We start from the raw sequence: 20,031 nt of genomic DNA on the forward strand, positions 1-20,031 counted from the left end.
GTTATGGTTCTGCGCATGACTCAGTCGCACACCAGGATCAGCAAGGCTGTCATCCCGGCCGCAGGCCTCGGTACCCGTTTCCTGCCGGCTACCAAAGCCACTCCCAAGGAGATGCTGCCTGTCGTCGACAAGCCTGCGATCCAGTACGTCGTCGAGGAAGCGGTGGCCGCCGGTCTCTCCGACGTACTGATGATCACCGGCCGCAACAAGCGCCCCCTTGAGGACCACTTCGACCGCAATTACGAACTGGAGTCCGCGCTCACCCGCAAAGGAGATGCCGAACGGCTCCAGAAGGTCCAGGAGTCGAGCGACCTGGCCACCATGCACTACGTCCGGCAGGGCGACCCGCGCGGCCTCGGCCACGCCGTGCTGTGCGCCGCACCGCACGTCGGCGACCAGCCGTTCGCGGTCCTCCTCGGCGACGACCTGATCGACCCGCGCGACCCGCTGCTGGCCCGCATGGTCGAGATCCAGGAGCGCGAGGGCGGCAGTGTCATCGCGCTGATGGAGGTCGCGCCGGAGCAGATCCACATGTATGGCTGCGCGGCCGTCGAGCCCACCGCCCAGGGCGATGCGGTGCGCGTCACCGGCCTGGTCGAGAAGCCCGACACGGCCGAGGCGCCCAGCAACCTCGCCGTCATCGGCCGTTACGTCCTGGACCCGGCCGTCTTCGACATACTGCGTAAGACCGAGCCGGGCCGCGGCGGCGAGATCCAGCTCACCGACGCCCTTCAACTCCTCGCCGAGGACGAGAAGATCGGCGGCCCCGTGCACGGCGTCGTCTTCAAGGGGCGCCGCTATGACACCGGTGACCGGGGCGATTACCTCCGTGCCATTGTCAGACTCGCGTGCGAACGTGAAGACCTGGGCCCGGACTTCCGGACCTGGCTCCGCAGTTACGTCACCGAGGAGATGTAGCACTTTGAGCAGCACGATCTGGTCGGTGGACGAGCACCTGGAAGACATTCTCGGCGCAGTGCGACCGCTCGAACCCATCGAGCTGCAACTGCACGACGCACAGGGCTGCGTCCTCGTCGAGGACGTCATCGCGCAGATCGCCCTGCCGCCCTTCGACAACAGCTCGATGGACGGGTACGCGGTCCGTGTGGCCGATGTCGAGGGCGCCGACGAGGAGTTCCCCGCGGTGCTCACCGTCATCGGTGACGTTGCGGCGGGCAGCGGCGGGCTGCCCGGCGACCGGAGCGTCGGCCCGGGCGAGGCCGCCCGCATCATGACCGGCGCCCCACTGCCGGCCGGCGCCGAAGCCGTGATCCCGGTCGAGTGGACCGACGGCGGTACGGGCGGCGGCCCCGCCGACACCATGCGCGCCCACCGCGACGCCCCCGAGGGCGCGGGCGGTGAGGTCCGCGTCCACCGTCCCGTCGAGGCCCGCGCCCATGTCAGGGCCCGTGGCAGCGACGTCAAGCCGGGCGATCTGGCCCTGCGCGCCGGATCGGTGATCGGCCCGCCGCAGATCGGGCTGCTCGCCGCGATCGGCCGCCCGACGGTGAAGGTACGGCCCCGGCCGCGCGTCGTGGTCATCTCGACCGGCAGCGAACTGGTGCAGCCCGGCGAGGAGCTGACCGGCGGCCGGATCTACGACTCGAACAGCTTCGCGCTCACGGCCGCCGCCCGGGACGCCGGAGCGATCGCCTACCGGGTCGGCGCCGTCACCGACGACGCCGACACGCTCCGCGCCACGATCGAGGACCAGCTGATCCGCGCCGACATCGTCGTCACCACCGGAGGCGTCAGCGTCGGCGCGTACGACGTCGTCAAGGAAGCCCTTTCGTCGGTGGGCGACGAGGACGAGCCCGGCAGTGGCATCGACTTCCGCAAGCTCGCCATGCAGCCCGGCAAGCCGCAGGGCTTCGGTTCGATCGGCCCCGAACACACGCCGCTGCTGGCGCTCCCGGGCAACCCCGTCTCGTCGTACGTCTCCTTCGAGCTGTTCGTACGCCCCGCGATCCGCGCCCTGATGGGACTTCAGGACGTGAACCGCCCCACCGTCCGGGCCAAGCTGAACACCGTCAAGGCGCTCACCTCGCCGTCCGGCAGGCGCCAGTTCCTGCGCGGTACGTACGACGCGGAGGCCGGCACCGTCACCCCCGTCGGCGGCTCCGGATCGCATCTGATCGCTGCTCTCGCCCAGGCGGATGCGTTGATCGTGCTGCCCGAGGACGTCACCTCCGCCGAGTCCGGCGCGGACACCGAGGTGATCCTGCTCCGCTGATCCCCGGGCGGTGGCGGTACGGTATCTGCCGCTGTGCCTTCCCGGGGACACCCCCGGGCCCCCGACCCGCACCCCGGTGCGGGCCGAGCGGGCAACCGGCGCCCTACCGCGAGGCGGAGTTAGTTGAGTACGCAGAACAGGCTGACGCACATCGACGAGGCGGGCGCGGCCCGCATGGTCGACGTCTCGGAGAAGGACGTCACCGCGCGGGTGGCCCGCGCGAGCGGCCGGGTCCTCGTCTCGCCGCGCGTCGTCGAGCTGCTCCGCGGCGAAGGAGTGCCCAAGGGCGACGCCCTGGCCACCGCCCGTATCGCCGGGATCATGGGCGCCAAACGCACCCCCGACCTGATCCCGCTCTGCCACCCGCTCGCCGTCTCCGGCGTCGAGGTCGGCCTGAGCGTCGCCGACGACGCGGTGGAGATCACCGCCACGGTGAAGACCACCGACCGCACCGGCGTCGAGATGGAGGCCCTGACCGCCGTCTCGGTCGCCGCGCTCACTGTGATCGACATGATCAAGGCGGTCGACAAGGCGGCAGTCATCACGGACGTACGGGTCGAGTCGAAGTCGGGCGGCAAGTCCGGCGAGTACCGGCGCACCGCATCGGACGGAGCGGACGCATGACCGCGTCCGGCGAAGCGGCGGGGGTCCGCGACGACGCCGCGGCGTCCGCGTACCGCGCATTTGTGGTCACCGCATCGAACCGGGCCTCCGCCGGGGTCTACGCGGACAAGGGCGGCCCCCTGATCTCCGAGGCGCTCACGCAGCTCGGCTTCGCCGTCGACGGCCCCCGGGTCGTGCCCGACGGTGACCCGGTCGAACAGGCGCTGCGCGACGGGGTGGCCGCCGGGTACGACGTCATCATCACGACCGGCGGTACGGGCATCTCGCCCACCGACCGCACCCCCGACGCCACCCGCCGCGTGCTCGACCACGAGATCCCCGGCATCCCCGAGGCGATCCGCGCCGAGGGCCGCGACAAGGTGCCCACCGCCGCGCTCTCCCGTGGCCTCGCGGGCGTCGCCGGCCGCACACTCATCGTGAACCTGCCGGGCTCCACCGGCGGGGTGCGCGACGGCCTGGCCGTCCTCGCACGTCTCCTGGTGCACGCCGTCGACCAGCTTCGCGGCGGCGATCACCCCCGACCCGGGAGCCCGAGCTGAACGTCCCGACCTGGCCGGTGGTCCTCAACGACGGCGAGATCACCCTCCGTCCGGTAAAGATGCGCGACCAGCGCGTGTGGCGCGAGGTCAACCGGCGCAACCGTGACTGGCTGCGCCCCTGGGAGGCGACCGTGCCGCCGCCCGCCCCGGGCGGCCCGGTGGCCCAGCGCCCCACCTACCGCCAGATGGTCCGTCATCTGCGCTCAGAGGCCGGCGCGGGCCGGATGCTGCCCTTCGCCATCGAGTACGAGGGTCGTCTGGTCGGTCAGCTGACGGTCGCCGGGATCACCTGGGGCTCGATGTGCTCGGGTCACATCGGCTACTGGGTCGACCAGGACGTGGCGGGCCGCGGTGTGATGCCGACCGCGGTCGCCCTCGCTGTCGACCACTGCTTCCGCAGGGTCGGACTGCACCGCGTCGAGGTGTGCATTCGGCCGGAGAACGGGCCCAGCAGAAGGGTCGTCGAGAAACTGGGATTCCGCGAGGAAGGTCTGCGTCCGCGCTATCTCCACATCGACGGCGCCTGGCGGGACCACCTGATCTACGCGCTCACCGTGGAGGAAGTACCCGACGGGCTGCTCCGGCGCTGGCACCAGGCACGACCCGGAACGCCACGGGAAATAAAATAAGTGTTCGATATTGATCGCCATGTGACGGCAAACGGACGCGCAAACACTCACTGCTGATCTGAACAATCACAAAAAAAGTCCTTGATATCAGCCGGATCGTGCGACACACCGGGCCAATTGGCGGATGCCCCCGCGCAAACCCCTCTACGGTGTGAGACGTGAGCAGCAGCGGCCTCATCTATGCAGTCATCGTCGGGGCCTGGGCCGCCTACTTGGTGCCGATGTGGCTCCGCAGGCAGGACGAGCTCAATGAAGCCCGTCCGACGGAACGCTTCAGCACCGCCATCCGGCTACTGTCCGGACGGGCGGCCATGGAGCGCCGGTATGCCAAGGAGCTGCGGGAGCGCACCACCGAGGAGGCGGGGCCCGACGCCGACCCGGACGTCGTCACGGACCGAATGGATTCCGTGGACGTCCGGGCCTTCGCCGCGCCTCCGGCGCATACCGAAGCCAGGGTGTACGACCCTGCGCGCACGCCCGAGCGCCCGGACCGGGAACGCCCCGAACCCGGTCCCGCGCGGCGCGCGCGCCCGCGCACCGGCGGGACGGACGCCGAGCGCGTCCGGCGTGCCCAGCGACTCCAGGTCCTCGCGCGCCGTCGGCGTACCACCGTCGTCCTCTTCCTCGCCTTCACCCTCGGCGCGGTCGTCGCGGCGGTCGGCGGCCTCGGCTTCCTCTGGGCACCCGCGGTTCCGGCGGTGCTGCTGAGCACGTACATCGTGCATCTGCGCGCCCAGGAGCGACGCCGGTTCGCCTTCACCATGGACCGGCGCCGGGCCGAAGTGGCGGCGCAGCATCTGCGCGAAAGCCGTCCCCGCAGGCACCAGCCGGCCGCGGCGGCCCCCGCCGAGGCCGACGAGGAGCCCGAAGCGCGCCGCCCCGAGCCCGAGCCCGCACCGGCGGTCTCCCCGCAGGAGGCCGGCCGCCGCGCCCTGGTCGAGCAGACGGACCACGCGGAATGGGTCGACCAGCAGCGCGAACGCGGCCGGGTCCAGGGCGACAGCTGGGAGCCGGTCCCGGTCCCCCTGCCGACGTACGTCACCGCGCCGGTCGCCCCGCGCGCCACGGGCGGCGTCGAGGTCGGCAACCCGGAGACCTGGAGCGCGGCCCGCTCCAGCACCGCCGAGCCCACCCAGACGGGTACCTCGCACCCCGTGGCACCCCCCGTCGACCCGGCGCCGCGCCAGCGCACCAACCAGTCCCGCCGCACCCGCGACCGCGGCCGGACCCCGCTCTTCGATCAGTACGAGGACGGGGAACGCCCCCGTGCCGCCAATGAGTGAGCCCCTTCGGGCCCCGCGGCGACACCGACTCGGCTGACCAGCACGGACCGGATTTCCGAGCACCCCCGTGGGGGTGCTAAAGTTTCACTCGTTGCAAGGGCCTGTGGCGCAGTCTGGTAGCGCACCTCGTTCGCATCGAGGGGGTCTGGGGTTCAAATCCCCACAGGTCCACCGCACACACAAGATCCCGTCCGATCGAAAGATCGGGCGGGATCTTGTCGTTCCGGGCCTGCCTTCCGCGACGGGACCATGAGGGGAAGGGGCCTCACGGACCGTCAACGACGGCGAGCGGCCCACAGCCAGGTGACGTCGATCACCGCGATCGCGCCCCAGATCCAGCAGATGGCGGCAACGCCGGGTGGTGCGAGCGCCGTTGCGAGGGCGCCGAGTGCGACCGTGCCCAGCACCACCCGGGCGCCGCGCCCCGCGGCCAGGGACTCGCGCAGCGGTCCTGGTTCCGTCAGCCGGTCGGACAGGTAGGCGTCGAACGCCTCCGCGACCTGGTCGTCGATCTCGTCCCGCAGCCGGGCGTCCAGTGGGTCAGGCATGGGCGGCCGCCCGGGTTGCTCCGGCTGTCGCCCCTGCTGTCGGCGACAGCCTTCCCGTCAGGCCTCTGTGCATCTGCGCCCCCCGCGATTCCCGGCGCCCGGTGGCGCCTCCCGGACCAAAATAGCGATCGCAGAGATATTCTGCAAACATTCTCTGCAATGATTGCAGAGAATCTCTGCACTATGCTGGCGGCCATGGTCGAGCGTCCCGAGACGAGAGTGCTCACCGGCCCGGACCTCAAGGCCTTCTACAAGGCGCTGTCCAACCCGGTGCGCCGCGACATCCTGAGCTATCTCGGCGAACACGGCGAAGCGAACTCCACCAGCGTGGCCAAAGCCCTCGGCGAGTCCACCGGTACCACCAGCTATCACCTGCGCAAGCTCGCCGACCTCAAGCTGATCGCGGAGATCGAGGAGCGTTCCACCGGGCGCGAGCGCTGGTGGAAGTCGCTCATGACGAACATCTTCACGCCGCCCGGCCTGGAGATGACGGTGGACGAACGCGAGGCCGCCGTGAAGATCGGCGCACTCAAGATGACTCACGACCTGAGCCTGGTCGTGCGGGCGTACGCCGGGTACGACGCCTCGGAGGGCTGGAACCAGATCTACCGCGCCGGGCTGCGGATGACGAAGGAACAGGTCGCCGCGTTCACCGAGGAGTACCAGGCGCTGCTGCACAAGTACGCGAGCGAGCCCGGTGAACACCCGCCGGGCGCACGCCAGATGGCCGTACGCCTGGTGGTGCTGCCCGACGACGGCCGCGGCGCCGCGCCACTGGTCGACGACATGTGAGCGCGGGGACCGCGGTGCGAGGCCACGGAGCGTTCGTCGGCAGCTCCCCGGCGCCCGGGGCGGGACGGTGCAGGCGGGGCCAACTACGCTGGCACTGCTCGCCCGTTCCGTGGGTCCCGCCGGGGGTGTTCCCATGTCGGGCCGGGTTCTCAGCTGCTCGTGATTTCCCCGTACGGAGGAGTTCCCTGTGACGGCCGGAATGCCCAAGCCCCAGATCGACACCAGCAAGCCCCACCCCGCGCGCGTCTACGACTGGCTGCTGGGCGGCAAGGACAACTATCCGGTCGACCAGCAGGTGGGGCAGACGCTGCCCGAGGAGGCGCGGGGCAACGCGGCGCGGAACCGGGCCTTCATGCACCGGGCCTCCGCCTGGCTGGCGCTGGGCGGGATCGACCAGTTCCTCGACATCGGCACCGGCATCCCCACGGCGCCCAATCTGCACCAGGTCGTCCAGGCCATCACACCGACCGCCCGGATCGTCTACGCGGACAACGACCCGATAGTCCTGCGCCACGCGGAAGCGTTGCTGATCAGCAGCCCACAGGGGGTCACCGACTACATCCACGCGGATGTGCGGCAGCCGGAGGCGATCCTCGAACACGCCCGTGAGCTGCTGGACTTCAGCAGGCCCATCGCGCTGTCCCTGATCGCCCTGATGCACTTCCTGCCCGACGACCAGGACCCGTACGGCATCACCCGCACCCTGGTCGACGCCCTGCCCGCCGGCAGCTTCCTGGTGCTCTCGCACGGCACGGCCGACCAGCATCCCGAGCTCCAGCAGGAGACCGAGACCGCGTACAGGAAGGGGGCGATCCCGCTGCGGATGCGTACCCGAAGCGAGGTCGAGCCCTTCTTCGACGGTCTGGACCTCGTCGAGCCCGGGCTGGTGTTCGCCACGGAGTGGTACCAGGAGGAGCCCGCGCCGGTGCGGGAACGCAGCGGCTTCTACGTGGGTGTCGGGCGGGTGCGCTGAGCCCGGGGGAGTGACGTCCGGGACCGATGAGTCCGGGGCGGTGCGGCAGTCCTGCTTCTGAGCGCACCAGCGAGAGGGTGGACCGATGAGCAATCTGCACGACCTCCTGGAGAAGCATGTCGGCGGCGGGGCGGCGCCGGGAGCCGTGGGCCTGGTCGCCCGTGGCGGCCGGGTCGAGGTGACGGCGGTCGGCTCCGCCGATGCGGACGGCACGGCCCCGATGGCCAGGGACTCGATCTTCCGCATCGCATCCATCACCAAGCCCGTCATCGCCGCGGCCGTCATGTTGCTGATCGAGGACGGCCGGATCGCGCTGGACGACCCGGTCGGGCAGTGGCTGCCGGAACTGGCGGCACCGAAGGTGGTCCGCACCCCGGCCTCCCCGGTCGACGACGTGGTCCCGGCTGCCAGGGCGATCACGGTGGCCGATCTGCTCACCTTCCGGGCCGGGTGCGGATTCCCGTCCGACTTCTCGCTGCCGGTGGTCGGACTGCTGTTCAGCGAGCTGAAGCAAGGACCGCCGCAGCCCCGGCTCATCGAGGCGCCGGACGCGTGGATGGCCACCCTGTCCCGCATCCCGCTGCTGCACCAGCCGGGCGAGACCTGGCTGTACAACACCTGCTCCGACATCCTGGGCGTGCTGATCGCCAGGGTCTCGGGCCGGCCGTTGCCCGAGTTCCTGGCCGAGCGACTGTTCGCGCCGCTGGGCATGGCCGACACCGGATTCGCGGTACCGGCCGACAAGCTCGACCGGTTCACCACCTACTACCGGACCGACCCGGAGGGCGGCGGCCTCCAACTGGTCGACGCGCCCGACGGGCAGTGGAGCAGCGTGCCCGCGTTTCCGTCCGGTGCCGGCGGGCTGGTCTCGACCGTGGACGACTGGTACTCCTTCGCCCGGATGCTGCTCACCGAGGGCAGCGCCGACGGACGCCGGCTGCTGTCGGCCGAGTCGGTGCGGCAGATGACCACCGACCATCTGACGCAGGCGCAGCGCGACGACAGCACGCTGTTCCTGGAGGGGCAGGGCTGGGGCTTCGGCGGCTCGGTCGATGTCGAGGCCATCGACCCCTGGAACGTACCGGGACGCTACGGCTGGGTGGGCGGCACCGGAACGGCGGCGCACCTCACCCCGTCCACCGGCACGGTCACCGTCCTGCTCACTCAGCTGGAGATGGCCGGACCGACCCCGCCCGCGGTCATGCGGGAGTTCTGGCGGTACGCGGCCGAGGCCTGAGGCCCGGGGCGGTGAGACCTGCTAATGCAGCGGTTTCGCGAAGCAGATGCTGCTCTGGTACGTGCGGTAGTGGCCGAATTTCTCGCACGGGGTGTAACCGCTGGATGTGTACAGGGCGATCGCCTCGGGCTGCTTGTCCCCGGTCTCCAGCACCATGCGACGACGGCCGGCCGCCCGCGCGTCGGCCTCCAGGGCGGCCAGGATGCGGCGCGCCAGCCCGTTGCCGCGGCCCTCGGGTATGACGAACATCCGCTTGATCTCGGCGTCGCCGTCGGAGTAGCCCTCGTCGTTCTGCTCCTGAGAGCGCCAGCCACCGGTGGCGACCGGGCGGCCCTGCGCATCGTAGGCGAGGAGATACAGACCGTTCGGCGGCTCGAACATCGACGCGTCGAGCGGTGTGACATCGCCCTCGTCGCCGTATCGCTCGGCGTATTCGAGCTGCACCTGGTCGTTGAGTTTGACGGCATCGGCGTGATCGAAGGGCCGAGAATGGATATTCATGCGGGATATGGTACGGGTATGCGTCCACTGTCTGTCGGTATCGTGCCGTAATGCTCACTGTGACCAGCGTCAATGTGAATGGGCTCCGCGCCGCCGCCAAGAAGGGCTTCGTCGAGTGGCTGGCCCGGACCGAAGCCGATGTGATCTGCCTGCAGGAGGTGCGGGCCGAGCCTCAGCAGTTGCCCGACGAGGTACGCGACCCCGAGGGCTGGCACACCGTGCACGCACCGGCCGCCGCCAAGGGGCGGGCCGGTGTCTCCCTCTACACGCGGCGGGCGCCCGAGCGCGTGCAGATCGGGTTCGGCGGCTTCGGGGACGCCGGGAGCGAGGAGTTCGACGCGAGCGGCCGCTACATCGAGGTCGACCTGCCCGGTGTCACGGTCGCGAGCCTGTATCTGCCCTCCGGCGAGGTCGGCACGGAGAAGCAGGACGAGAAGGAACGGTTCATGGCCGCGTTCCTCCCGTATCTGAAGGGCCTCAGGGAGCGGGCGGCGGCCGGCGGCCGTGAGGTCGTGGTGTGCGGCGACTGGAACATCGCCCACCGGGAGGCCGACCTGAAGAACTGGAAGGGCAACAAGAAGAACTCCGGCTTCCTCCCCGAGGAGCGGGAGTGGCTGACCCGGGTCTTCGACGAGGCCGAGTACGTCGATGTCATACGGGCGCTGCACCCGGAGGAGGAGGGGCCGTACTCGTGGTGGTCCTACCGCGGGCGGGCCTTCGACAACGACACGGGCTGGCGGATCGACTACCAGGTGGCGACGCCGGGGCTGGCCGGGCGTGCGGTGAAGGGCTGGGTCGAGCGGGCCGCGACGCACGGCGAGCGGTGGAGCGACCATGCGCCGGTGACGGTGGTCTTCGACCTGTAGGGCGTGCGGGGGCGGAATGAGATCGGGGGCCCTCCGCCAGGTGTGTTCAGGGGGCGGGGGCCTTGGCCCGTCCTGTCAGGAGGCGGGTTCCTGTGGTGGGCGGTCGGTGTTCTCGCGGCGCAGGCGGCGGTCCAGGGCCATGGAGAGCTCGGCGTCCACCACGGCGCGGGCCAGCGGGCGCAGTTGGGGCGGTTCCGTTCCGTCGCTGTGGGCTTCGAGGACGCTCACGAAGAGTTCGGCGAGCGCGTCCGCGTGCTCGCGGACCCGGCGGCCGGCCGAGAGCACCGTGGCGAGCGGCACCCCTTCCCGTACCAGCTCCGCCGATACCTCCAGAAGGCGTCGGCTGATGTGGACGATCTCGTCGCCGTCGGTGGCCAGATAGCCCAGGTCGAGGGCGGCGGCCAGATTCTCCGGGGTGACCTCGCCCTCGAAGTAGTCCGCGAGCTGTTCGGGGGTGAGGCGGACCGGGGTTTCCTCGGTCGGTTCGCCCAGGCCCAGCACCTCGGCGACATCGCGGCCGCTCTCGAAGGTGCGGGCGAGATCGGCGATGCCGGTGAGGGTGTGGCCGCGCTCCAGCAGGCCCGCGATGGTGCGCAGCCGGGCCAGGTGGTGGTCGTCGTACCAGGCGATGCGTCCCTCGCGCCGGGGTGGCGAGATCAGGCCGCGCTCCCGGTAGAAGCGCACGGTCCGTACGGGGATGCCGGCCTCTTTGGCCAGCTCCTCCATCCGGTATTCGCGGTGCTCGCGTCCTTCAGCCACACCCGCACCCTATGTCGTACCGTCGGTAACTTTCCCTTGTCGCACCCCTACCCATCGGTACGGAGCTGTTCTACTCTCCCAACAATGCCAGTGATTGCTGGCGGAGTCGTGTGACGTATCGCGGGAGGCGGCAGCATGGCCCAGCACGAGCACGTACGAGTGGCGGTGATCGGATCCGGATTCGGGGGCCTCGGGGCCGCGGTCCGGCTGCGCCGCGAAGGCATCACGGACTTCGTCGTCCTGGAACGGGCCGACTCCGTCGGCGGCACCTGGCGCGACAACAGCTATCCGGGCTGCGCCTGCGACGTACCGTCCCACCTCTACTCGTTCTCGTTCGCCCCCAACCCCGAGTGGCCGCGCGCCTTTTCCGGGCAGGAGCACATCCGTGCCTACCTGGAGCATGTCGCGGACACCTTCGGGCTGCGCCCGCACATCAGGCTGGGCCATGAAGTGATGATGACGCGTTGGGAGCGCGACGAGCTCCACTGGGTCATCGAGACCGCGGGCGGGGCCACGTTCACCGCCGATGTCGTCGTCTCCGCGACCGGCCCGCTCTCCGACCCGAAGATACCGGACATACCCGGGCTCGACGGCTTCCCCGGCAAGGTCTTCCACTCGGCCCGCTGGGACCATGACTACGACCTGACCGGCAAGCGCGTCGCGATGATCGGCACCGGAGCCTCCGCCATCCAGATCGTGCCCTCGATCCAGCCGAAGGCCGCCGAGCTGACGCTCTTCCAGCGCACCCCGCCATGGGTCATGCCGCGCATGGACCGCAGGATCAGCGGCGCCGAGCGCTGGCTGCACCGCACGCTCCCCTTCACCGGTGCCGCGCGCCGCGGACTGCTCTGGGGCATAAGGGAGTTGCAGGTCAGCGCCTTCACCAAGCGCCCGAACGAGCTGGGCCTGGTCGAGACGGTAGCCAAGTCCAACATGGCGCGGTCGATCAAGGACCCGGCGCTGCGGGCCAAGCTGACCCCCTCGTACCGCATCGGCTGCAAGCGCATCCTGCTCTCCAGCGCCTACTACCCGGCGCTCGCCCAGCCCAATGTGGAGGTGGTCGCCTCCGGTCTGGCCGAGGTGCGCGGCTCCACGGTCGTCGCCTCCGACGGTACGGAGACCGAGGTCGACGCGATCATCTTCGGCACCGGCTTCCATGTGACCGACATGCCGATCGCCGACCGGGTGGTGGGCGCGGAAGGCATCACGCTCGCAGAATCCTGGAAGGACGGCATGCAGGCGCTGCGCGGTGCGAGCGTGACCGGCTTCCCCAACTGGATGACGATCATCGGCCCCAACACGGGGCTCGGGAACTCCTCGATGATCCTCGTGATCGAGTCCCAGCTGAACTACATGGCCGACTATCTGCGCCAGCTGAACGTGCTGGGCGGCCGTGTCGCACTCGACGCGCGGCCCTCGGCGGTCGGGGCCTGGAACCGCCGCGTGCAGGAGCGGATGAAGCGCACCGTGTGGAACACCGGTGGCTGCACCAGCTGGTACCTGGACGCCAACGGTCGCAATACGACGGTCTGGCCGGGCACCACTTCCGAACTCCGCAAGGTGACGCGGTCGGTCGACCTCGCGGAGTACGAGGTCGTCCGGGTACCGAAGCAGGCCGCTGCCCCCGAGCGGTCCGTCGTCGAGGAGATCGTGGGATGAGCCGGCTGTTGCGGCGCGACGACGCCCCGCCGGTCCCCGCGCGCGAGCTGACCGCGATCTCCGCCGACGGCGCCCGGATCCATGTCGAGGTGCACGGGCGGGACGGCGCCCCCGCGGTGGTCCTGTCGCACGGCTGGACCTGCAACACCCACTTCTGGGCCGCGCAGATCCGGGACCTTGCGGTGGACCACCGGGTCGTCGTCTACGACCAGCGGGGCCACGGCCGTTCGCCCGCGGTCGGCCGCGACGGGTACAGCACGAACGCCCTCGCCGACGACCTCGAAGCGGTGCTGGCCACCGCCCTCGAACCGGGCGAGAGGGCCGTGCTCGCCGGGCACTCCATGGGCGGGATGACGATGATGGCCGCCTCGCGGCGGGCCGGGCTGCGTGAGCACGCGGCCGCCGTACTGCTGTGCAGCACCGGCAGTTCGCGGCTGATCACCGAGTCGCTGGTGGTGCCGTTGCGGGCCGGGGCCGTCCGTACCCGGATGACCCGCGCGATTCTCGGGGCGCGTGCCCCGCTCGGGCCGGTCACGCCGGTCTCCAGGCGGATACTCAAGTACGGGACGATGGGAGCGGGTTCGGCACCCGAACGGGTCGAGATCTGCGCCAGGATCGTGCACGCCTGCCCGCGGGCGGCCAGAGTCGCCTGGGGACATGTCCTCGCGGAGCTCGATCTCGACGCGGGGGTAAGGGAGTTGCGAGTGCCCACGGCGGTGATCGCGGGCACGGAGGACCGGCTGACGCCGCTCGTGCACGCCCGTGCCATCGCGGTGGCGCTGCCCGACTGCCTGGGGCTCACCGAGCTGGCGGGCATGGGCCACATGACACCGGTGGAGGCGCCGGAGGCGGTCACCGCGAAGATCCGGGAGCTCGTCACCGCGTACGTCCCGGCGGGCGGCGCGGCAGGTGTGGACGGTATGGCCGAGAAGGAGGATGTCGCATGAGCGACAGGCGGAGTCTCGAAGGACAGGTCGTCGTCGTCACGGGCGCGGCGCGTGGCGTCGGTGAACTGCTGGCGCGCAAGCTCTCGGCGCGCGGGGCCAAGCTCGCGCTGGTCGGCCTGGAACCGGACGAGCTGAAGAAGGTCTCCGAGCGGCTGCACTCGGAGAGCGACCACTGGTTCGCGGATGTCACCGACCACGAGGCGATGGCGCGCGTCGCCGAGCAGGTCAAAGGGCGGTTCAGGAAGGTCGATGTCGTCGTCGCCAACGCCGGAGTCGCGTCGGGCGGTCCGTTCGTCGACTCGGACCCGGAGGCGTGGCGCCGGGTCATCGAGGTCAATCTGATCGGTGGCGCGGTGACGGGGCGGGCCTTCCTGCCGGTGCTCATGGAGAGCCGCGGGTACTTCCTGCAGATCGCCTCGCTCGCGGCGATGACGCCGGCGCCGATGATGACCGCGTACTGCGCGTCCAAGTCGGGCGTGGAGGCGTTCGCGCACAGCCTGCGGGCCGAGGTCGGCTACCGCGGGGTGAAGGTCGGGGTCGGCTATCTGTCCTGGACCGACACGGACATGGTGCGGGGCGCCGACCAGGACGACGTGATGCGGGAACTGCGGCAGCGGCTGCCCTGGCCGTCGAACCGTACGTATCCGCTGGGTCCGGCGGTCGACCGGATCGTGGCCGGTATCGAGCGGCGGTCGGCGCATGTGTACGCGCAGTGGTGGCTGCGCGGGATGCAGTCCGTGCGGGGCTATCTGCCCTCGGTGATCGGTGTCGTCGGACAGCGCGAGATGCGGCGGTTCGGGGCGCGGCTGGAGGGCGTGAGCAAGGGGCTCGTGGGCGCCGGAGGCGCCGCTGACCAGGACGTGCGGGCGGTGCGTACGCAGAGTAAGTGATCGAAATGCGATGAATGTCGGGGCGTGTAACTCTGGTCGAGGCCGTTACAGGCCGTCCCCCACGCACCCACTAGGAGTGAACAGCATGGGCATCGCAGACCAGTTCAAGGACAAGGCGCAGGAGCTCGCCGACCAGGCGAAGAAGAAGGCGAACGAGGGCCACGAGGGCCGCGAGGGCCACGAGGGCCGCGGCGAGGCTCGGAACCAGGGTCGGGAGCGGGCGCAGGGCGCGTCCGAGCGGGCCTCGAAGACGTCGCAGCAGGGCCGTAACAAGGCCCAGCAGGGCCGTGACAAGGTCCGGGACGCTGCGGACGACACCCGCGAGCGCTTCGACCGCTGACGCGATTCGCGACACTGCGCGTTGTCTGCTTGAGGGCGCGCCCGGATACCGGGCGCGCCCTTTCCGGTTCCCCGTCGGCTTGTTGCGGCCCGAGGAGGGCATCGGTCCTGCCGGGCCGCCGGGACGCAGGGCCGTGGCGAATGGCGCCCTGCAGGGGCTTGATCCCGAGAAGGTCGTCCGTCTCGGCTTCGCCCGTCACGAGGCTGTCGGGCCGGTGGTTCGAGCCCGGCCCTCTCGAACCGGACCCCGTTCGGGGGCTGTTAGCCTGCGGCGATCCATTCTTCCCTTACCGGACTCATACCAGTCCCTCACCAACAAGAGGTTGCGCATGCGCGCAGGCAGATCCGGCTTCGCGGTCGTGGTCGCGGGAACGCTCGCCCTGGGGGCATTCACCGCGCCGTCCGCGCAGGCGGCGGACACCGGCGTCAAGGTGTCGAACCTGGTCCTGAACAAGGGCAAGTCCATCATCGTGGGTACGTCCGCAGAGGTCTCCCCCACATTCACGTACCGCGTGTCGTGGCCGTCCGGCCTCAAGCAGTCCGACGTGAACACCTCCCTGTTGCTGTACCACGACACCACCCCCGCCAAGGCCTCGGAGCGCGGGGGCATCCGCATGGTGCTCACCGCCTGTGAGGACGGCTCCGTGGCCGCCGACTGCGAGGGCGAGCTGTACATCGACCCGCGATACACCCTCGACTCGAACAACGACGCCACGACCTGGAAGAGCGCCGCCTGGGTACGCATCTGGAACGCGAAGGGCGGGCTCAAGAGCGAGGAGTATCTTCCTCTCTCCCCCACCGTGCGGGTCAAGCGCGCGGCGAAGGTCACCGTCGACGCCTCGCCCGAGCCCGTCGCCAAGGGCGGCAAGCTCACCGTCACCGGCAAGATCACCCGCGCGGACTGGGTGAAGCACAAGTACACCGGCTTCGGTGGCAAGGCGGCCAAGCTCCAGTTCCGCAAAGCCGGTACCAGCACGTACAACACGGTCAAGATCGTGAAGGCGAACTCGACCGGCGCCCTGAAGACCACGGTCACCGCCTCCGCCGACGGCTACTGGCGATGGACCTTCGGTGAGACGAACACGACCGGCGGCGCGACCGCGGCCGGCGACTACGTCGACGTCAAGTGACGGTCTCCTTTCCTCGGAACAAGCCGACCCGGTAGCCCCGGGGCGGCGCGCCGGACTCCTGGAGCGCCGGGTGAGACAGTCCTGGCCGTTGCCCCGGTCAGCCCGGCCGTCTCACCCGGCGCGCAACCCGCGGCGCGCATCGGGCTGTGATCAATCTGCTGGATTCGGCTTCGTGGCGGGGTCTGAGCGGCGTTCCCACTCTTCAGCTCACCGCTGACGTTCGGCTCACGTCCCGCCTATGCCCACGAACCAGGGCTGTCCGGAGGGCTCTTGACGACGTTGCGGCGGGTCGGGATGGCTTGACGGACTCGACGAACGGGGTCCAGGCGGACGCGGCGATGGCGAGGGCCGGTCCTTCGGGGCGCTTGGAGTCGCGGACGGGGACGATGCCGGTGTGACCGTCGGCGACTTCGAGGCAGTCGCCGCCGGAGGAATCGATGTAGCTGCTCCTACGCCAGGTCGCGGTGCTCAAGTCGATCCGGCTGCACACCATTTCGGTTCTCGTCTGCCGCTTCCTCGATCACGGAGAGGGGCGCCTTCGGTGACAAGGCGGCGGCCCTCAGGAGATCGTATGACCTGCGGGGCTGCCGTCATGGCCGGGCCGGCCACCGGATATCAGTTCTCGGCCGGGTGCACCAGGTCGCTCGGGTCGGTGTTCGCCCCGCACAGCACGACGGCGACCCGCTCGCCGCTGCCCGGCCGGTAGCCGCGGCTCGGTGCCGTCGGCCCGGTCGGGAGGTCCGGGGCGGTGAGCGCGGCCAGCGCGGTGGCGGCGGCGTGCTCGACGGCGACGCGGCGGTGGTCCCACAACTCCTGGCGGGCGCGGACGATTTCGCCATCCGGTACCAGGACGGAGCGGACGTCGTCCCGGCGGGCGGCGTCCAGGGCCAGCGCGGTGGCACGGCGGGCGCCGAGGGCGTCGATGGCGACCGATTCGACGGGGACGTCGACCGGGCGACCGGCCTCGATGGCGGCGTTCAGCGCCCGGCAGTTCTCCGGCTCGACGGCGACCGTGCGGATTCCGTGGTGCTGAGCGGCGGTGGCGACACCGGCGAACAGGCCGCCCCCGCCGACCGAGACCACCACGGTGTCCAGACCGGGGATCCGGGCGTGGATCTCCTCCAGCAGGGTCCCGGCCCCGGCGGCGATCAGCGGGTGGTCGTAGGCGTGCGCGGCGAGCGCGCCGGACGAGGCAGCGAACTCCTCGCACGCTTCGAGGGCTTCGGCGTACTCCGCGCCGACCACCCGCACATCCGCCCCGAAGTCGCGCAGCTTGGCCACCTTCACCGCCGGGGCGACGGTCGGCAGGAACACCGTGGCGCGCACGCCCTGCTGCTGGGCGGCCCATGCGCAGGCGAGCCCGGCGTTGCCGCCGGAGGCGATGGTCACGCCCGCGTCCGGCAGGGTGCCGGCCTCGCGGTGGGCCTGGATGAAGTTCTGCGCGCCGCGCGCCTTGAAGGAGCCGGTGTGCTGCATGAACTCCAGCGCGAACCAGACCTCGCAGGGCTCCTTGGAGCGGGTGTCGAGGGGGCCACGGTGATCTGCGCGGATCGTTCCCGGGTCGACGGGGGCGACGGTGACCGGGCGGATGTGTCCGGCGATCCGGTCGGTGGCGGCCTTGATGTCGTCGTACGTGAGCTGGTGCACGCCGTTGCTCCTGCCGATCGAGGCCACGGCCGGGCGATGAGTCGGGCCGGGACGGTATGGGTGGGGAAGAACGTGCAGACGATCGTCGCCCGTCTGCACACTACTGCCGTGACCGGCAATGTTTGCCCGGAAGGAGCGTCGTCCGGTGCGTGCGGTCGCAAGGTGGCCGGAAGCCCTTGGATGGGGCCTCCCCTCCTCGAACGAAGTTGAGAGCTCGGGGAAGGAGCTACCAGGGCCTTTGGTCAACGCCGAGGGGCCCCTGGTCCTTTAAGGCCTTGTGGGAGTGCGTGCTGGGCGGCGCGACGGGGCGAAGCTTGCCGGGAGGGGCACGAGCGCCGGCACGCGCAGACAGGTAGACAGCCTCAAATCAGGACAGATCCGGGCAGTTGGACCTCCGTGCTCTCTCAGCTGGCGTGAAGGATCCGAAAGCGATCGGGTTCCGCCGGATCTCGATCAACGACTTGGATTGGCGGCCGAGCCCATTGCCAGACGCTGATGCCTGGCGTGCGGGAGAACTGGATCTGCCCGCGGGTGCCTTCGACTGCAACGCGCGGCCAGGATTCGGCAGTGCGCGCCCGGTCCGCGACGTGAGAACGCAGCACATCGGCGAGGACGGCGACCGTGTCGTAGCCCTCGAAGGCGACGAAGGGGGCGCTTCGGCCAGCCGCTCGCGGAGGGCCGTCTCGACTCGTGCACCGAGTGGGCTGAGGCGCCCGGGCAGGTAGCGCAAGAACGGGATCGCGGCGCTGTCGTCGCCCAGCAACGTCGCCCATTCGGTGAACTCCGGTTGCCCGGCCGGAGCACCAATCGTGATCTCGGCAAGGCGCTGGTCGCGGCGGACAGACTTGACGATCGACACTGCCGGCTCCGGGTGGCCGACCAGAAGGAGAAGAGCTGTCGCGCGATTGTCGACGAGTTCGTCGCACACGGCCGCGGGGCGAGCGCGCTCATGTCGAGTTCGATGACGGTGCCGCCGCGTGGCGCGAGGTAGTCCCGCAGAATGCTCGGGATGCCGCAGCCGTGATCATTTGTCAGACATCAGTCGTGCACCCGCCGCAGGATTCGCGAGTCTCCCAGGAGCCGTGTCAGTCGACCCTGTGGGACCCGGCTCAGTCGATGTCGTCGCCGCCCATGAGATCGAGGAGGCGGGAGAGGACCCGGAGACAGGCGTCGACCTCGGCATCGGTGAGGTCGCTGCCCACCCGGCTCAGGATCGCGCGTTCGCGTTCGATCACGGCCGTGATGGCTTCCCGGCCTCGCTGGGTCAGCCGGTTGAGGGACGACCGCTTGTGGGCCGGATTGGGGGCGGACTCGACGAGACCCAGTGCGGTCGCGTCGTTGACCATGCGTTGCACGAACTGGCGGCTCAACGCCTGAGCCCGGCCCATCTCGGGAACGGTCATGGGCCCGTGTTCGTGGAGCAGGCTGAGGACGGCCCGCACCCCCACCGACAGCCCCTGGACGGAGATGTCCTGCTCCACCTTGCGCTGGGTGCGCCGGTACAGCGGCCCCACCAGGTCGAACACCTCGGCCAGTCGGCTGTTCTGCTCTTCGGACGCCACGCCCCGGTTTGTGTCACTCACCCCACCATCATGACACCTGGGTTGTCATTCCGTCGCAACAATGACACCTTGGTTGTCATGAATGATCTGTTCTGGCTCGACACCGGCACCGGCCACCCCCTCGTCCTGCTGCACGGCGGCTTCCTGGACCACACGATGTGGGACGACCAGATCCCCTTCTTCGCCCCGCGCCACCGCGTCATCGCGCCGGACGCCCGCGGCCACGGGCGGTCCGCCAACGCCACCGCACCGTTCCGGCACACCGACGATCTCGCCGCGCTGCTGCGTCACCTGGACACCGGCCCGGCGGTCCTGGCAGGCGTCTCCATGGGGGCCAGCGTCGCGGTCGACACCGCGCTGGAGTACCCGGAACTGGTCAGTGCCGTGGTCGTCGTCGGCGCGGGGACCAGTGAGCCGTACTTCACCGACCCCTGGACCACCGGGACCTTGGCCGCGTGGCAGGCGGCGATGGCCATCGGTGACCTCGACGCCTCGGTCGAGGCGTTCACGCTCTTCGCGGCGGGCCCGCACCGCACCCTCGACGCCCTCGACCCCGACGCCGTCGACCGTCTGCGAGGGATGACGCGGGGCACGCTGGCCAAGCACACCCCCGACGAGCCCAACTGGCTCGTCCCGATGACCGACACCTGGGACCGTGCCGGCGGGATCGACGTCCCCGTGTTGGCCGTCAACGGCGCCCTCGACTCACCCGACCACATCGGTATGGCCGAACGCCTCATCCGCACCGTCCCCGACGGCCGCGCGATGTCGATCGAGGGCACCGCCCACTACCCCAACGTGGAACGCCCGGACGCCTTCAACGCGGCCCTCGAAGACTTCCTCCGCACGGTGTGACCGCGGCGTGGAACCAGC

General features: G+C 70.4%; 21 protein-coding genes, 1 tRNA gene and 2 pseudogenes. 17 read left to right on the plus strand and 7 right to left on the minus strand.

The window, feature by feature from the left end:
• Positions 1-15 precede the first annotated feature (15 nt).
• From galU to OG609_RS24025, 7 genes are all read left to right on the plus strand, one after another.
• Positions 16-918, plus strand: a complete 903-nt coding sequence (galU, locus tag OG609_RS23995) for a UTP--glucose-1-phosphate uridylyltransferase GalU (RefSeq protein ID WP_327274706.1) — start codon at positions 16-18, stop codon at positions 916-918.
• Positions 919-922: 4 nt separating this feature from the next.
• The gene (gene glp, locus OG609_RS24000) at positions 923-2,233 is read left to right on the plus strand and encodes a molybdotransferase-like divisome protein Glp (RefSeq protein ID WP_327274707.1); all 1,311 of its coding nucleotides are present in this window, start codon (positions 923-925) and stop codon (positions 2,231-2,233) included.
• 123 nt (positions 2,234-2,356) lie between these two features.
• A complete protein-coding gene (gene moaC / locus OG609_RS24005) occupies positions 2,357-2,857 on the plus strand; it encodes a cyclic pyranopterin monophosphate synthase MoaC (RefSeq protein WP_327274708.1) in 501 nt (166 codons plus the stop codon).
• Complete coding sequence (locus tag OG609_RS24010) at positions 2,854-3,396, plus strand: MogA/MoaB family molybdenum cofactor biosynthesis protein (protein ID WP_327274709.1); 543 nt, start codon at positions 2,854-2,856, stop codon at positions 3,394-3,396. The genes moaC and OG609_RS24010 overlap by 4 nt, the downstream gene beginning before the upstream one ends.
• A 17-nt stretch (positions 3,397-3,413) precedes the next feature.
• The gene (locus OG609_RS24015) at positions 3,414-4,025 is read left to right on the plus strand and encodes a GNAT family N-acetyltransferase (RefSeq protein ID WP_327274710.1); all 612 of its coding nucleotides are present in this window, start codon (positions 3,414-3,416) and stop codon (positions 4,023-4,025) included.
• Positions 4,026-4,183: 158 nt separating this feature from the next.
• The gene (gene sepX, locus OG609_RS24020) at positions 4,184-5,308 is read left to right on the plus strand and encodes a divisome protein SepX/GlpR (RefSeq protein WP_327274711.1); all 1,125 of its coding nucleotides are present in this window, start codon (positions 4,184-4,186) and stop codon (positions 5,306-5,308) included.
• Positions 5,309-5,405: 97 nt separating this feature from the next.
• A tRNA-Ala gene (locus tag OG609_RS24025) sits at positions 5,406-5,479 on the plus strand.
• 104 nt (positions 5,480-5,583) lie between these two features.
• On the opposite strand, the gene OG609_RS24030 is transcribed toward OG609_RS24025, so the two are convergent.
• Entirely contained in the window at positions 5,584-5,856 is a 273-nt protein-coding gene (locus OG609_RS24030) for a hypothetical protein (RefSeq protein WP_327274712.1), read from the minus strand.
• A 195-nt stretch (positions 5,857-6,051) separates the two neighbouring features.
• Between OG609_RS24030 and OG609_RS24035 the strand changes: the two genes are divergently transcribed.
• The 3 genes from OG609_RS24035 to OG609_RS24045 all read left to right on the plus strand — a co-directional run bounded on the left by OG609_RS24035 (position 6,052) and on the right by OG609_RS24045 (position 8,858).
• On the plus strand, positions 6,052-6,648 hold the full coding sequence (locus tag OG609_RS24035) for an ArsR/SmtB family transcription factor (RefSeq protein ID WP_327274713.1): 597 nt from the start codon (positions 6,052-6,054) through the stop codon (positions 6,646-6,648).
• Positions 6,649-6,835: 187 nt separating this feature from the next.
• A complete protein-coding gene (locus OG609_RS24040) occupies positions 6,836-7,621 on the plus strand; it encodes an SAM-dependent methyltransferase (RefSeq protein WP_327274714.1) in 786 nt (261 codons plus the stop codon).
• A gap of 85 nt (positions 7,622-7,706) precedes the next feature.
• Entirely contained in the window at positions 7,707-8,858 is a 1,152-nt protein-coding gene (locus OG609_RS24045) for a serine hydrolase domain-containing protein (RefSeq protein WP_327274715.1), read from the plus strand.
• 21 nt (positions 8,859-8,879) lie between these two features.
• Here the strand turns inward: OG609_RS24045 and OG609_RS24050 are convergent, their stop codons facing one another.
• On the minus strand, positions 8,880-9,359 hold the full coding sequence (locus tag OG609_RS24050) for a GNAT family N-acetyltransferase (RefSeq protein ID WP_327274716.1): 480 nt from the start codon (positions 9,357-9,359) through the stop codon (positions 8,880-8,882).
• A 50-nt stretch (positions 9,360-9,409) separates the two neighbouring features.
• Here OG609_RS24050 and OG609_RS24055 point away from each other — a divergent pair, with 50 nt between their 5' ends.
• Positions 9,410-10,225 (plus strand): exodeoxyribonuclease III, encoded by an 816-nt coding sequence (locus OG609_RS24055; protein ID WP_327274717.1) that lies wholly within the window; start codon positions 9,410-9,412, stop codon positions 10,223-10,225.
• 75 nt (positions 10,226-10,300) lie between these two features.
• On the opposite strand, the gene OG609_RS24060 is transcribed toward OG609_RS24055, so the two are convergent.
• Positions 10,301-10,951, minus strand: a complete 651-nt coding sequence (locus OG609_RS24060; protein ID WP_327278159.1) for a MerR family transcriptional regulator — start codon at positions 10,949-10,951, stop codon at positions 10,301-10,303.
• A gap of 168 nt (positions 10,952-11,119) precedes the next feature.
• Between OG609_RS24060 and OG609_RS24065 the strand changes: the two genes are divergently transcribed.
• The 5 genes from OG609_RS24065 (at position 11,120) to OG609_RS24085 (ending at position 15,949) form a co-directional block, all read left to right on the plus strand.
• Positions 11,120-12,643 (plus strand): flavin-containing monooxygenase, encoded by a 1,524-nt coding sequence (locus OG609_RS24065; protein WP_327274718.1) that lies wholly within the window; start codon positions 11,120-11,122, stop codon positions 12,641-12,643.
• The gene (locus OG609_RS24070) at positions 12,640-13,590 is read left to right on the plus strand and encodes an alpha/beta fold hydrolase (RefSeq protein WP_327274719.1); all 951 of its coding nucleotides are present in this window, start codon (positions 12,640-12,642) and stop codon (positions 13,588-13,590) included. Before OG609_RS24065 ends, OG609_RS24070 begins: the two co-directional genes overlap by 4 nt.
• On the plus strand, positions 13,587-14,480 hold the full coding sequence (locus OG609_RS24075) for an SDR family oxidoreductase (RefSeq protein ID WP_327274720.1): 894 nt from the start codon (positions 13,587-13,589) through the stop codon (positions 14,478-14,480). Before OG609_RS24070 ends, OG609_RS24075 begins: the two co-directional genes overlap by 4 nt.
• An 85-nt stretch (positions 14,481-14,565) precedes the next feature.
• Positions 14,566-14,820 carry a hypothetical protein gene (locus OG609_RS24080; protein ID WP_327274721.1) on the plus strand — a complete coding sequence of 85 codons (255 nt, stop codon included), beginning with the start codon at positions 14,566-14,568 and terminating at the stop codon, positions 14,818-14,820.
• Positions 14,821-15,148: 328 nt separating this feature from the next.
• Positions 15,149-15,949, plus strand: a complete 801-nt coding sequence (locus OG609_RS24085) for a hypothetical protein (protein ID WP_327274722.1) — start codon at positions 15,149-15,151, stop codon at positions 15,947-15,949.
• A 298-nt stretch (positions 15,950-16,247) separates the two neighbouring features.
• Here OG609_RS24085 and OG609_RS24090 read toward each other — a convergent pair.
• The 4 genes and pseudogenes from OG609_RS24090 to OG609_RS24105 all read right to left on the minus strand — a co-directional run.
• Positions 16,248-16,442: pseudogene (locus OG609_RS24090) on the minus strand (DUF397 domain-containing protein); the annotation flags it as partial.
• A gap of 122 nt (positions 16,443-16,564) precedes the next feature.
• The gene (locus OG609_RS24095; protein WP_327274724.1) at positions 16,565-17,596 is read right to left on the minus strand and encodes a threonine/serine dehydratase; all 1,032 of its coding nucleotides are present in this window, start codon (positions 17,594-17,596) and stop codon (positions 16,565-16,567) included.
• Between the two features lie 404 nt (positions 17,597-18,000).
• Positions 18,001-18,598 (minus strand): annotated as a pseudogene (locus tag OG609_RS24100) (ABC transporter substrate-binding protein); the annotation flags it as partial.
• Positions 18,599-18,705: 107 nt separating this feature from the next.
• Positions 18,706-19,179, minus strand: coding sequence for a MarR family winged helix-turn-helix transcriptional regulator (locus OG609_RS24105; protein WP_327274725.1), 474 nt, complete (start codon positions 19,177-19,179; stop codon positions 18,706-18,708).
• 57 nt (positions 19,180-19,236) lie between these two features.
• On the opposite strand from OG609_RS24105, the gene OG609_RS24110 reads away from it, so the two are divergent.
• On the plus strand, positions 19,237-20,013 hold the full coding sequence (locus OG609_RS24110; RefSeq protein ID WP_327274726.1) for an alpha/beta fold hydrolase: 777 nt from the start codon (positions 19,237-19,239) through the stop codon (positions 20,011-20,013).
• Positions 20,014-20,031 lie beyond the last annotated feature (18 nt).

Source organism: Streptomyces sp. NBC_01224 (assembly GCF_036002945.1).
Taxonomy (GTDB): Bacteria; Actinomycetota; Actinomycetes; order Streptomycetales; family Streptomycetaceae; genus Streptomyces.

Bases quoted from the DNA above. Each gene is read 5' to 3' on its own strand.
- galU (WP_327274706.1), top strand. From the start codon at position 16: ATGACTCAGTCGCACACCAGGATCAGCAAGGCTGTCATCCCGGCCGCA.
- OG609_RS24010 (WP_327274709.1), top strand. From the start codon at position 2,854: ATGACCGCGTCCGGCGAAGCGGCGGGGGTCCGCGACGACGCCGCGGCG.
- OG609_RS24030 (WP_327274712.1), bottom strand. From the start codon at position 5,856: ATGCCTGACCCACTGGACGCCCGGCTGCGGGACGAGATCGACGACCAG.
- OG609_RS24035 (WP_327274713.1), top strand. From the start codon at position 6,052: ATGGTCGAGCGTCCCGAGACGAGAGTGCTCACCGGCCCGGACCTCAAG.
- OG609_RS24045 (WP_327274715.1), top strand. From the start codon at position 7,707: ATGAGCAATCTGCACGACCTCCTGGAGAAGCATGTCGGCGGCGGGGCG.
- OG609_RS24050 (WP_327274716.1), bottom strand. From the start codon at position 9,359: ATGAATATCCATTCTCGGCCCTTCGATCACGCCGATGCCGTCAAACTC.
- OG609_RS24055 (WP_327274717.1), top strand. From the start codon at position 9,410: ATGCTCACTGTGACCAGCGTCAATGTGAATGGGCTCCGCGCCGCCGCC.
- OG609_RS24060 (WP_327278159.1), bottom strand. From the start codon at position 10,951: ATGGAGGAGCTGGCCAAAGAGGCCGGCATCCCCGTACGGACCGTGCGC.
- OG609_RS24065 (WP_327274718.1), top strand. From the start codon at position 11,120: ATGGCCCAGCACGAGCACGTACGAGTGGCGGTGATCGGATCCGGATTC.
- OG609_RS24070 (WP_327274719.1), top strand. From the start codon at position 12,640: ATGAGCCGGCTGTTGCGGCGCGACGACGCCCCGCCGGTCCCCGCGCGC.
- OG609_RS24075 (WP_327274720.1), top strand. From the start codon at position 13,587: ATGAGCGACAGGCGGAGTCTCGAAGGACAGGTCGTCGTCGTCACGGGC.
- OG609_RS24080 (WP_327274721.1), top strand. From the start codon at position 14,566: ATGGGCATCGCAGACCAGTTCAAGGACAAGGCGCAGGAGCTCGCCGAC.
- OG609_RS24085 (WP_327274722.1), top strand. From the start codon at position 15,149: ATGCGCGCAGGCAGATCCGGCTTCGCGGTCGTGGTCGCGGGAACGCTC.
- OG609_RS24110 (WP_327274726.1), top strand. From the start codon at position 19,237: ATGAATGATCTGTTCTGGCTCGACACCGGCACCGGCCACCCCCTCGTC.